Annotated in this window: 10 protein-coding genes; all 10 read right to left on the reverse strand. The window is 64.2% G+C overall.

Going from position 1 to position 12,530, the window contains the following annotated elements:
• Positions 1-45: 45 nt before the first annotated feature.
• Positions 46-759, reverse strand: coding sequence for a TetR/AcrR family transcriptional regulator (locus tag SA496_RS20325; protein ID WP_120655366.1), 714 nt, complete (start codon positions 757-759; stop codon positions 46-48).
• Positions 760-955: 196 nt separating this feature from the next.
• Positions 956-2,461 carry a lysine--tRNA ligase gene (lysS, locus tag SA496_RS20330; protein WP_120654815.1) on the reverse strand — a complete coding sequence of 502 codons (1,506 nt, stop codon included), beginning with the start codon at positions 2,459-2,461 and terminating at the stop codon, positions 956-958.
• A 115-nt stretch (positions 2,462-2,576) separates the two neighbouring features.
• Positions 2,577-3,672, reverse strand: a protein-coding gene (gene prfB, locus SA496_RS20335; protein WP_120654814.1) for a peptide chain release factor 2 whose coding sequence is annotated in 2 segments (ribosomal slippage) — positions 2,577-3,599 and positions 3,601-3,672 — 1,095 coding nt in all. Because the reading frame shifts where the segments join, the coding sequence is not laid out codon by codon here.
• A 131-nt stretch (positions 3,673-3,803) separates the two neighbouring features.
• Positions 3,804-4,829 carry a response regulator gene (locus tag SA496_RS20340; RefSeq protein WP_153920798.1) on the reverse strand — a complete coding sequence of 342 codons (1,026 nt, stop codon included), beginning with the start codon at positions 4,827-4,829 and terminating at the stop codon, positions 3,804-3,806.
• 34 nt (positions 4,830-4,863) lie between these two features.
• A complete protein-coding gene (locus tag SA496_RS20345; protein WP_120654812.1) occupies positions 4,864-5,868 on the reverse strand; it encodes a chemotaxis response regulator protein-glutamate methylesterase in 1,005 nt (334 codons plus the stop codon).
• Entirely contained in the window at positions 5,865-8,159 is a 2,295-nt protein-coding gene (locus tag SA496_RS20350; RefSeq protein WP_153920794.1) for a hybrid sensor histidine kinase/response regulator, read from the reverse strand. Before SA496_RS20350 ends, SA496_RS20345 begins: the two co-directional genes overlap by 4 nt.
• On the reverse strand, positions 8,156-8,845 hold the full coding sequence (locus SA496_RS20355) for a chemotaxis protein CheW (protein WP_120654810.1): 690 nt from the start codon (positions 8,843-8,845) through the stop codon (positions 8,156-8,158). The genes SA496_RS20350 and SA496_RS20355 overlap by 4 nt, the downstream gene beginning before the upstream one ends.
• Positions 8,835-10,085, reverse strand: a complete 1,251-nt coding sequence (locus SA496_RS20360; RefSeq protein WP_153920792.1) for a CheR family methyltransferase — start codon at positions 10,083-10,085, stop codon at positions 8,835-8,837. The genes SA496_RS20355 and SA496_RS20360 overlap by 11 nt, the downstream gene beginning before the upstream one ends.
• Positions 10,082-10,588: a chemotaxis protein CheW gene (locus SA496_RS20365; protein WP_153920790.1), complete on the reverse strand. Its 507-nt coding sequence runs from the start codon at positions 10,586-10,588 to the stop codon at positions 10,082-10,084. Before SA496_RS20365 ends, SA496_RS20360 begins: the two co-directional genes overlap by 4 nt.
• A 10-nt stretch (positions 10,589-10,598) precedes the next feature.
• The gene (locus tag SA496_RS20370) at positions 10,599-12,227 is read right to left on the reverse strand and encodes a methyl-accepting chemotaxis protein (protein WP_280358527.1); all 1,629 of its coding nucleotides are present in this window, start codon (positions 12,225-12,227) and stop codon (positions 10,599-10,601) included.
• Positions 12,228-12,530 lie beyond the last annotated feature (303 nt).

Consider the following 12,530-nt stretch of genomic DNA (forward strand, 5'->3'; position numbering starts at 1 on the left):
TGTGATAACGAAAAACCCCGCGATAGCGGGGTTTGATCTACGCGCTCAGAGTCCCATCACCAGATACAGGTATCGCTTCAGGACCGCTCGCATCTCGCCGATGTCGAGGTTTTCCACGCCGTCGAGGAGGCCCTGATATTCCATCCGCAGAATGACGGCCGTCAACACCTTGGCGTCTTCGGTGGGCTCGGCCGAACCCAGTACCTGGAAGAAATGCTCCGCGCCCAGCGAGAGTATCTTGCGATGTGCGTCAGCAAGATTACGCAGACCGGCATTCAACAGCGCCTCCTGACGGAAAGCATGTTCGGCCAGCAACTGGTCGCGGTTCTCCTCCAACTGGCTGCGCACGTACTGGATGGCCAGTTCGACGATCTGGTCGGTCATGGCCCGGCGCGAATCACCGTCGCGGCTGAGCACCGCTGCCATGGCCTGCAGGTCATCCTCCACGCTGGCCCAGAAGGCCGCCATCACCGCCGAACTGCGCTCTACGAACTGGGCGAAGGTATCGGTGATGAGATCGTTGATGTCCTTGAAGTAATAGGTAGTGGCCGATAGCGGTACCTGGGCCTCTGCGGCCACGGCGCGATGGCGCACCGCCCGCACACCGTCGCGGACGATGATGCGCATGGCGGCATCGAGGATCGCCTGGCGGCGTTGCTCGCTACCTTGGCGGCTGGCCTTGCGGCCCTGGTACTTCACGCTCTCGGCAACTGCGCTGGCCACGCGGGCGGCGCTGTCACTGCGGGACGACTGGTTCAAGACAGGAAACCCTCCGAACTCACTCAAGGTGAAAGTGTTGACCATTTATCCCGCTTATCAATGCAGGAGCTGGCGAGATTTAGGCTCTGTCTCCCTGACGAGCGCCTTGTAGGAGCGGCGCCGGGGCAAAAGGTTCGCATGCCGGTCGGCGGCCAAGAAAAAACCGCCCGAAGGCGGTTTTATTCTTGCTCCTGCATCAAGCCTGGGGCCGCATGTGCGGGAACAGGATGACGTCACGAATAGACGGCGAATTGGTGAGCAACATCACAAGTCGGTCGATACCAATGCCTTCGCCAGCGGTGGGCGGCATGCCGTATTCCAGGGCATTTACGAAATCGGCATCGTAGTGCATAGCCTCGTCGTCACCGGCATCCTTCTCCTTGACCTGCAGCATGAAGCGCTCGGCCTGGTCTTCGGCGTCGTTCAGCTCGGAGTAGGCGTTGGCGATCTCGCGGCCACCGATGAACAACTCGAAGCGGTCGGTGACGCTCGGGTCCTGGTCGTTGCGGCGCGCCAGCGGCGACACTTCGAAGGGGTACTGAGTGATGAAGTGCGGCTGCTCCAGCTTGTGCTCCACCAGCTCTTCGAAAATCATCACCTGCAGCTTGCCCAGGCCTTCGTGGCCGAGGACCTTGGCACCGGCCTTCTTGGCGATCGCACGGGCCTTCTCGACATCCTTGAGGTCGGCGGCGCTGATTTCCGGGTTGTACTTGAGGATGGCGTCGAATACGGACAGACGGGCGAACGGCTCACCGAAGTGGAAGACCTTGTCGCCGTAGGGCACGTCGGTGGAGCCAAGCACCGCCTGGGCCAGTTCGCGGAACAGTTCCTCGGTCAGGTCCATGTTGTCTTCGTAGTCAGCGTAGGCCTGGTAGAACTCGAGCATGGTGAACTCGGGGTTGTGCCGGGTCGAAACGCCTTCGTTACGGAAGTTGCGGTTGATTTCGAAGACCTTCTCGAAACCACCTACCACCAGACGCTTGAGGTAAAGCTCCGGCGCGATACGCAGGAACATGGCCATGTCCAGCGCATTGTGATGGGTCGCGAACGGCTTGGCCGCGGCGCCACCGGGAATGGTCTGCAGCATCGGGGTTTCCACTTCGAGGAAACCGCGGTCGGACAGGAAGCGGCGGATGTGGGCGATCACCTGGGAACGCACGCGGAAGGTGTTGCGGGTTTCCTCGTTGACGATCAGGTCGACGTAACGCTGGCGATAGCGCTGTTCGGTGTCGGTCAGGCCGTGGTGCTTGTCCGGCAGCGGGCGCAGGGACTTGGTCAGCAGGCGCACGTTGGTCATCTCGACGTACAGGTCGCCCTTGCCGGAACGGGCCAGGGTGCCTTCAGCGCCAATGATGTCGCCCAGGTCCCAAGTCTTGATTTCGGCCAGGGTCTCTTCCGGCAGGGTCTTGCGGTTGACGTAGACCTGCAGGCGGCCGCTGGTGTCCTGAAGAACGATGAAAGAACCGCGGTTGAGCATGATGCGACCAGCGACCTTGACCGGGATGGCGGCTGCTTCCAGCTCTTCCTTGGTCTTGTCGGCGTATTGCTTCTGCAGGTCCGCGAAGTAGTTTTCGCGGCGGAAGTCATTGGGGAAGGCAATGGCCTTGGCTTCTCGCACGGCGGCAAGTTTTTCCTTGCGCTGGGCGATCAGCTTGTTTTCTTCCTGTTGCAGTTCGTGCTGGTCGAGTTGTTGGTCGCTCATGGTCTTGGTGGTTCCCGGTTAGGCGTCGAATCGCCTGTTTGAAAATAATCGCGTTGCAAAGGCTCAAAAGCTTAGCGAGCGCCGGCCAACACGCAGCCCGGCCGGCGAAATCGCGTCAAAGCCCCTGCTTGAGGCTGGCCTCGAGGTATTCGTCCAGATCGCCGTCCAGCACCTTGTCGCAGTCGCTGCGCTCGACGCCGGTACGCAGGTCCTTGATCCGCGACTGGTCGAGTACGTAGGAGCGAATCTGGTGGCCCCAGCCGATGTCGGACTTGGTGTCTTCCAGGGCCTGGGACGCGGCGGTGCGCTTCTGCATTTCCTGCTCGTACAACTTGGCCCGCAGCATTTTCATGGCGGTGTCCTTGTTGGCGTGCTGGGAGCGTTCGTTCTGGCACGCCACCACGGTGTTGGTCGGCACGTGGGTGATACGCACCGCGGAGTCGGTGGTGTTCACGTGCTGACCGCCTGCGCCGGAGGAGCGGTAGGTGTCGATGCGCAGGTCGGCCGGGTTGATCTCGATCTCGATGTTGTCATCGATTTCCGGCGAGACGAACACCGCGGTGAACGAGGTGTGGCGACGGTTGCCGGAGTCGAACGGGCTCTTGCGTACCAGGCGGTGCACGCCGATCTCGGTGCGCAGCCAGCCGAAGGCGTACTCGCCCTTCACATGGACGGTGGCGCCCTTGATACCGGCGACCTCGCCTTCGGACAGTTCGATGATGGTGGCGTCGAAGCCGCGCTTGTCGGCCCAACGCAGGTACATGCGCAGCAGCATGTTGGCCCAGTCCTGGGCTTCGGTACCGCCGGAGCCGGCCTGGATGTCCAGGTAGGCGTTGTTCATGTCCATCTCGCCGCTGAACATGCGACGGAATTCGAGCTTCTCGAGGATCGTGCGCAGGCGCTCGACTTCGGTGGCGACGTCATTCACGGCGCCTTCGTCGTTCTCCTCGACCGCCATGTCCAGCAGGTCGCGGGAGTCGGCCAGGCCGCTGGTCAGGTCGTCCAGGGTTTCGACGATCTGCGCCAGCTGGGCACGTTCACGGCCGAGATTCTGGGCGTATTCGGGGTTGTTCCAGACGGCGGGGTCTTCGAGTTCGCGGTTTACTTCGACGAGACGATCATGCTTCTGATCGTAGTCAAAGATACCCCCGAATAGACAGGGTGCGATCGGAGAGGTCCTTGATGCTGTTCAGGATCGGGTTGATTTCCATGACGGGAAGCTCTCGCTGGCAAAACTTTCGGAAAAGCCGGCGAGTATACCCGAGTCACTGGATGCCGGCAGCATGCCAGCCGCGAATTGCGCCACGCCGGCGACGCACGGGCTCAATGAAGCCCGTCCCGATCACGGAGTGGAGCTGGTTGCCACCATGGCCACCTGGTTACGGCCATTGTGCTTGGCCTGATAGAGCCCCTGGTCAGCCATGTCCACCAGCACCAGGGAAACCTGGCCTGGCTTGGGAGTGAGCGTGGCGACACCGATACTGACGCTCAGTACCGAGCCCGCCACCGGCAGGTCGTGGTGGATGCCCAGGGCCTCCACCGAGCGCCGTACTTTCTCCGCCAGCAGGCGCGCGCCGCCAGCGGCGGTACCTGGCAGGATCATGGCGAACTCTTCGCCGCCGTAGCGCGCGGCGAGGTCGGTGGCGCGGCTGCAGCAGGTGCGGATCGACTCCGCCACCCGGCGCAGCGCCTCATCGCCCGCTACATGGCCAAAGCTGTCGTTGAAGCCCTTGAAGTGGTCGACGTCGATCATCAGCATCGACAGCTCGCTCTGCTCGCGGAGCGCGCGGCGCCACTCCATGTCCAGGTACTCGTCGAAATGACGCCGGTTGGACAGCCCGGTCAGCCCGTCGGAGTTCATCAGCCGCTGCAGCACCAGGTTGGCTTCCAGCAATTGCTGCTGGCTCTCGCGCAGGGCGCGGTAGGCCTCGTCGCGCTGCTGCAGGGCGGTGAAGGAGCGCGAGTGGTAGCGGATGCGCGCGACCAGCTCGATGGTATCGGGCAACTTGACCAGGTAGTCGTTGGCCCCGGCGGCGAAGGCTGCACTCTTCACCGTGGGTTCTTCCTTGGTCGACAGGACGATGATCGGCACATCGCGCAGCGCTGGCACCGCGCGGTACTCGGCAAGCAGGCTGAGACCGTCGACTCCCGGCATCACAAGGTCCTGGAGGATGACCGTTGGCTTGATCTGCAGGGCCACGGCGACCGCTTGCAACGGGTCGGCGCAGAAATGGAAGTCGATGCCCGGTTCGGCCATCAGTGCCCGACGCACCGTTTCACCGACCATGGCCTGGTCATCGACCAGCAGCACCATTGCCGACGGCTCGACCGGGGTCATGTCCATGGGGTTGCGATAGGGGTATTGCATAACGCTCTCCGGGCCCGCAGGCCTGAGGTAGAAATCATCCGAACACCTCGGCCAGCCGGGGCGCGATGCGTTCCAGGCCGAGGATCTCCACCGCCGCGCCAATGGCGGCGGCGGCCTTGGGCATGCCGTAAACCGCGCAGCTGGCCTGGTCCTGGGCAATGGTCAGGAAGCCCCGGTCGCGCATGCGTTTCAAGCCTTCAGCACCGTCCCGCCCCATGCCGGTAAGGAGCACGCCGATGGCCTCGCCCTTCCAGTGCTCCACCAGACTGTCGAAGAAAACATCGATGGATGGACGATATACGAAGCTGGTGGGCTCGGCGGTATAGGCCAACGTGCCATTTTTCAGCAGTCGCAGGTGATTGTTGGTGCCGGCCAGGAGGATGCTTCCCGGCTGTGGCGGCTCGCCTTCCCGTGCCAGTCGAACGGGCAGTCGGGACTCGCTGGCCAGCCAGTCGGCCATGCCGGCAGCGAAGACTTCGTCCACATGCTGGACCAACACCACGGCTGCCGAAAAATCCGCCGGCAACCGCTTGAGTAGTTGCGCCAGGGACGCCGGACCACCCGCCGAGGCACCGATGGCGACCAGCCGCTGGCCGCCACTGTGCCGGGAACGCGGCTCGTCTGCCCCGCGTCCGCGGTTGTCGCGCTGGCCCACGAGCCAGCCGATATTCTGGATCTTGCGCAGCAGCAGCGCGGCCTCCTGGGCCTGGCCGCTGCCAAGCGCGGGCGTATTCACTGCGTCCAGGGCACCATGGCCCATGGCCTCGAACACCCGGTGCACGTTCTGCTCGATATCCACGGTGACGATGAGGATGGCGCAAGGGCTGCGAGCCATGATCTGGCGGGTCGCCTCGACCCCGTCCATCACCGGCATCAGCAGGTCCATCAGCACCACATCCGGCACATCCCGACCGCAGCACTCCACCGCTTCCGCGCCATTGCCGGCTATCCAGGCGATCTGGTGCGCCGGTTCCAGGGCAAGGGCCCGACGCAGCGCCTCGACCGCCAGGGGCATATCGTTGACTATCCCTATCCTCACCCTTGGGCCTCCCCGATCAGCATGACCACTGCATCCAGCAACGCTTCGTCGTGGAAGCTGGCTTTCGCCAGATAATAGTCGGCGCCGGCATCCAGGCCGCGTCGCCGGTCCTCTTCACGATCCTTGTAGGAAACCACCATGACCGGCAACGACTGCAAGCGATTGTCACGACGCACCAGGGTGACCAGTTCGATGCCGTCCATGCGCGGCATGTCGATATCGGTGATGAGCAGGTCGAAGTGCTCCGAACGCAGTGCGTTCCAGCCGTCCATGCCATCCACTGCCACCGCCACGTCGTAACCACGACCGGCCAGCAGCTTGCGCTCCAGCTCACGCACCGTGAGCGAGTCATCCACCACCAGCACGCGTTTGCGCTGGGCACCAACTCCCTGGCGGCTGCCGCGATCGACCTTTTCCAGACGACCACTGCCCAGCAGCTTGCCGACGGACTTCAGCAAGTCCTCGACATCGAGGATCAGCACAGGCCGGCCATCATCCAGCAATGCCCCGGCGGACAGGTCCTGGACCTTGCCCAGACGCGGGTCCAGCGGCATCACTACCAGCGTTCGTTCGCCGATGAATCGCTCCACGGCAACGCCGTAGCAGGTGTCACGCTCGTTGATCAGCACCACCGGGATGCCGGCCTCGTCACGCTTGCCCTCGGCGCACTGGAGGATCTGGCTGGCCGAGACCAGCCCCACGTGCCGGCCCTCGTGCCAGAAATGCTGGCGACCCTCGAGCTGGACGATGTCCTCGTGCTGCAGGCGGGTCATGCGTTCGATATGGGCCAGCGGGAAGGCGTAGGCCTCGCCGCCCACCTCCACCACCAGACTGCGCACCACCGACAGGGTCAGCGGTACTTCGATGCGGAAGGTGGCGCCCTTTCCGCTGCGCTGTTCCATGCGTACGCCGCCACGCAGCTGGCGCACCATGTGCTGAACTGCATCCAGGCCAACGCCACGTCCGGAAACCTCGGTGACCTGCTCGCGCATGCTGAAACCGGGCAGGAAGAGGAAGGCCAGCAACTCTTCCTCGGTCATCCTCGCGGCGGTTTCGGGATTGGCGAACTGGCGGGCGACCACCGCATCGCGCAGGCGCTCCAGGTCCACCCCGGCACCATCGTCCGCCAGCTCCAACAGGAGCATCCCGGCGTGATGGCGGGCATGCAGGCGGATCACGCCCTCTTCCGGCTTACCCAGGCGCGAGCGCACCTGCGGGCTCTCGATACCGTGATCCACGGCATTGCGCAGCAAGTGTGTGAGTGGGGCCTCCAGGCGCTCCAGCACGTCGCGGTCGACTTGCGTGGTCTCGCCGCTCACTTCCAACCGCACCGGCTTGCCCAGTGAGCGGCCAAGATCACGGACCATGCGCGCCTGACCGGCCAACACGTCGGCGAACGGACGCATGCGCGAAGCCAGGGCGGCGTCATAGAGCAACTGGGCCCGCTGGCCACCTTGCCAGCCGAACTCATCGAAATCGGCCATGTAGCCGGAGAGCATCTGCTGGCACTCACCGAGCAGCTGCCGGGCCTCGCCGAGCATCGCCTGGGCTTGCGGGTCCAGGGTGCCATCCAGCACCGATTCCCGCGCCACATCAAGGGCGCGGCTGGCACTGGCCTGAAGGCGTTTGAGGCGGTGCAGGGCATCGTTCAGGGGTTTTATGCGCTGGAACTCCACCAGCGACTTGCTGGAGATATCCAGCAGGTGATCAAGACGTTCGGCACTCACCCGCAGTACCCGGTCACGGGCCTCGGCACCGCTGTCCACAGGGACCTGAGCTTCCACTTCGCGGGGAGCGGACTCCGGCGACGACGACAGTGCAGCAGGGATGGCGGGAGCAGATACAGTCGGCGCGGGGATGACCGGTTCGTTGAAATCCTCGGCCACGGGCGAAGGTTCGGCGGACCGACCCTGCAGCCGGGCTATCAGCGCAGCGATGGCATCGCGGCCTGCGCTCTCCGCCCAATCGGCATCGCTGCCAATGCGCAGCAGCAGATCGGACCCCTGCAGCAATGCATCGATATTGTCCGGTTGCAGCCGCACATGCCCCTGCCGCGCAGCCTCCAGCAGGTCTTCCATCACATGGGCGACGCGCACCCCGGCATCCAGCCCGACGATACGCGCAGCACCTTTCAGGGAGTGGGCCGCGCGCATGCAGGCTTCCAACTGGTCGGCCTGGGTCGGATTGCGCTCCAGCACCAGCAAGCCGGCGTTGAGCACCTGGGTCTGGGCATCCGCCTCCAGGCGGAACAGCTCCAGCAAGGATGCGTCGCGCATCTGGTCCGGGGTCATGCCAGGCTCCTTGCCATGGCCTGCAACAGCAGGCTTTCGTCCAGCAGCGTAATGCTGCGTCCACGCCACTGAACCACCCCCGACGCGAACTGGCGAGCCGCCAGATCCGGGGTACGGCCAGGATCGATCACCGCATCCACGGGTATGCCGTGTATGCCATCCACTTCGTCCACTGGCGAAACCAAGGGTCCGCTCTGGCTGGCGAGAATCAGCATTCGCGGCACGACACGCCGCTCGCCATTCACCAGGCCGCCCTTCTCCAGCCCCAGCAACTCACTCAAAGACAGGCAGGCCACCAGCGCCCCACGAACGTTGGTCACCCCAAGCAGGGCCAGGGAACGCTGGTGCGGCAGGGAATGGATGGGGTTGATCGAGGCCACCTCAACCAGACTGCGCGTCGCCAATCCCAGCCACTGCTCGCCCAGGCGGAACACCAGGGTGGAACGGCAGTCGCGGCCATCCTCTTCCACGCCGGCCACTGGCGCGGCGGCAATGTCCTCGCGAACCAGCGCGTAGCGGTCGAGCAACAAGGTGGCGGCGGCGGCGTGAACCTCGCAGTTGCGACAGTGCACATGGGCTGCCAGGCGCTCGCAGGACTTGTCGCCATGCACGCCAATGCGATTCCAGCAGTCGTCCACGGCGGGCAGCTGGTCGCTGGCAATCAGGGGCAAGCGGTTATCGGCCATGGCTGTTCACTCCGCGACTGGCGCGCTGCAACAGGCGTTCTGCACCGGCGCGATCGCCACGTGCGGCGAGCAACGCCGCCAGGTGTGCCAGCGCCTCGGCATGCTGGGGCGCCAGATAGAGCGCCTTGCGGTAGTGGTCCTGGGCTTCATCGCTCTTGCCGGCCACATCGCTGAGCAGCCCGAGCCAATAGAAGACGTCGGCCGATGGGCCGTGAGCTGACAGGAAGGCTTCGCAAGCGACGCGAGCCTCCTCGGTTCGGCCACTGTTGGCCAGGCTGGCGATAGCCGCCAAGGCGGCGTCGGGCCCCACGCCATCGGCCTTGGCCCTGGGCAGTTCGGGCTTCGGCAGCATCGCGCGCGGCCTGGCCGGCGCTCTGCTGGGCAGCGGGGCGGTCACGACGGGAGTGGGTGCCGGAGCGCGTGCCTTGGCCGGCTTGGCGGCAGCCTGGGGCGGCGCATTGCGGAACACGAAGGCCTGTGGATAACCCAGCGGTTGCATGCCCTGCTGGCTAAGCAGATTGGCTTCGGCCGGACCGATGAACATGGCGCCGTCCTTCAGCATATGGCGCTTGAGCACCTCCAGCACGGCGATCTGGGTGGTTCGGTCGAAGTAGATCAGCAGATTGCGGCAGAAGACGAAGTCGTAGGGCGGCTCACCAGAGAGGAGGCCGGGGTCAAGCAGGTTGCCCCGCAGGAAGCGCACCTTCGACGCTACCTGCTGGGCCAGCACATAGCTCTCGCCCGAGGGGATGAAATAACGGTCGCGAAAGCCCAGGTCCTCGCCACGGAACGAGTTGCGTCCGTACAGCCCCTGGCGCGCCCGCTCCAGTACACGTTCGCTGATATCCACTGCATCCACCTGGAACAGTCCTGGTGCAAGACCAGCATCCAGTAGTGCCATGACGATGGAAAACGGCTCTTCCCCGGTGGAACAGGGCAGGCTGAGGATGCGCAAGGGCCGCCCACCCGCCAGCGTCGGCAGCCGTTCGAAGGCCAGGCGACCAAGGGCGGCGAAGGATTCGGGATAACGGAAGAACCAGGTTTCAGGTACCACCACCGCTTCCACCAGCGCCTGCTGCTCGGCCGGCGAGGCGTTGAGGGTGGCCCAGTAGGCTTCTTCATCGCGACTGCCGCAAGCGCTCATGCGCTGGCGCAGCGCACGTTCGATCACCACCCGGCCGACGGACTCCGCCTCCAGGCCGATGCGGCTCTTCAACAGGGCCTCGAAGCGTTCGATCATGCCGCACCCTCCGTGGCCGGAAACAGCAACGCGCGAACCTCATCCGGCAGTAACTCGGCCACACGAATGCGTTGTACCAGGCCATCCGCGCCCTGGTAGACAGGCCCCAGGTAGCGTGCCCCGCCCTGCTCCAGACCGTAGTCGCGGAACTCATCCGGGCGGCAGCGCAAGGTGTCGGTAGCCTGCTCGAGGATCAGCCCGAGCCAGCGCGTCCGCCCCTCCAATGGGTAATCCACCAGCACCAGCCGGGTACTGGTGCGCACCTGCGCAGCTTGGCCGAAGGCGAGCACGCCCAGGTCCAGCACTGGCACCAGCACGCCGCGATGGGAAAACACCCCGGCCACCCAGCCCGGTGACTCGGGCACCTGTTTCAGCTGGCGCATGGGCAGGACTTCCACCACTTCATGGACATCCAGCGCATAGCGGTCGCCGCCCATGCGGAACTGCAGGTAGAGCCGGCCCCTGACAGTGCGGGCCGGCGCGCGGGTACGACTCGGGCACATGGGCGTCGACTCAGACCTTGAATCGGCTGACGCCGGTTCGCAGGCCATTGGCCACCAGGTTCAGTTCATCGATGGCTGAGCTGGCCTGGCGCAGGGACTCCACCGTCTGACCAGTGGCCTCGCCCAGTTGTACCAGGGCCTGGTTGATCTGTTCGGCGCCGGTGGCCTGGGCCTGCATGCCCTCGTTGACCATCTGCACACGCGGCGCCAGCGCCTGCACCTGCTGGATGATCTGAGACAGCTGCTCACCCACCTGCCCCACTTCGGCGATGCCGCGGCGCACTTCTTCGGAGAACTTGTCCATGCCCATGACCCCGGCGGACACCGCCGACTGGATCTCGCGCACCATCTGCTCGATGTCGTAGGTGGCAACGGCGGTCTGGTCGGCCAGGCGCCGCACCTCAGTCGCCACCACGGCAAAGCCGCGACCGTACTCGCCTGCCTTTTCCGCCTCGATCGCGGCGTTGAGGGACAGCAGGTTGGTCTGGTCGGCCACCTTGACGATGGTGGTGACCACCTGGTTGATGTTGCCGGCCTTCTCATTGAGGATCGCCAGCTTGGCATTCACCAACTCGGCCGCGCCCATCACCTGGTGCATGGTGTCTTCCATTCGCGCCAGGCCAAGCTGGCCGGAACCCGCGAGGATGGAAGTCTGCTCCGCGGTGCCGGACACCTCGTTCATGGTGCGGACCAGGTCGCGAGAGGTCGCGGCGATTTCCCGCGAAGTGGCGCCAATTTCGGTGGTGGTGGCAGCGGTCTCGGTAGCGGTGGCCTGCTGTTGCTTGCTTGTGGCGGCGATCTCGGTGACCGAAGTGGTCACCTGGACTGCGGAGCGCTGGGCCTGGGAAACCAGGGCCTTGAGCTCTTCGGCCATGCTATTGAAGCCGGTCTCGATGGCGTTGAATTCATCCTGGCGCTTGAGATCCAGGCGCGCGGACAGATCGCCGCCGCCCATGATCCGCAGGGTATCGACGATACCGCCAACCGGGCGGGTGATCGCACGCATCAACAGCAAGCCGCAAACGGCCGCGGCGGCAACCGCCAGCACCATGGCAAGGAGCATGCTGCGCTCGGCATTGCGCACCGAGCTGACGATCTCCCCGACCGAGCTCTCGGCGGTCCCCTTGTTGAAATCGATCATTTCGTTAAGCAGTTGGCGCCCACCGTTCCACTGCACGATCAGTCCTTCGCGGAAGCTCTGGCGAGCCTGCTCCAGGCTACCGGCACGCGCCAGTACCAGTATTTGTGCCTGGTGCTCGCGATAGGCCTTGTAGATACCGAGGAATTGCCGGTAGTTGTCCAGGTCATCGGTCTTGGAGATCGTCTCTTCGTACGACTTGATGAAGGCATCGAGCTGGTCGTTGCTTTCCTTCAGCGCCTTCTCGTCGCCCGGATAAACCAGTACGTCGCTTGCACCAGCGCCGCCCAGCAACGCCTGGGTCCGCAGCATGTTGTCAGTCCAGCTGCTGCGCAGCTTGCTGATCATGAACATGCCGGGTACGGAGTCGGCCAGCACCCGGTCGCCTTCGTGCTCGATGTTTCTCAGCTGCATGTAGGACATGGCGGCCATCAACAGCATGATGGCGATGATCACCGCGAAACTTGCCTGGATACGCAGGCGAACAGTCCAGTTCTTCACAAAACTTCCCCAGTTACCAATGCCCGGAATCTTGGCGGCGCAGCGCCATTGGCGGCGACTCTAGTGACTCGCCCCAACGCCCGCAAGCACCGGAAGACGTACATTTACGTCGCCAGAAAGCCGACGGCGCGTGGCTTTGGGAGTTTGGCAGAAAGTTGCCGGTTTGCAGGAAGGGAATGGACGGGGCAAGCGCGTGGGGAGCGAATTCCGAATTTGTAGGAGCGAGCTTGCTCGCGAAGAGTCCCGAGCACGATCTTTCGCGAGCAAGCTCGCTCCTACAGAAGACTCGACTTCATTCGTTGA

It is taken from the genome of Pseudomonas sp. JS3066 (assembly GCF_036328175.1).
Lineage (GTDB): Bacteria > Pseudomonadota > Gammaproteobacteria > Pseudomonadales > Pseudomonadaceae > Metapseudomonas.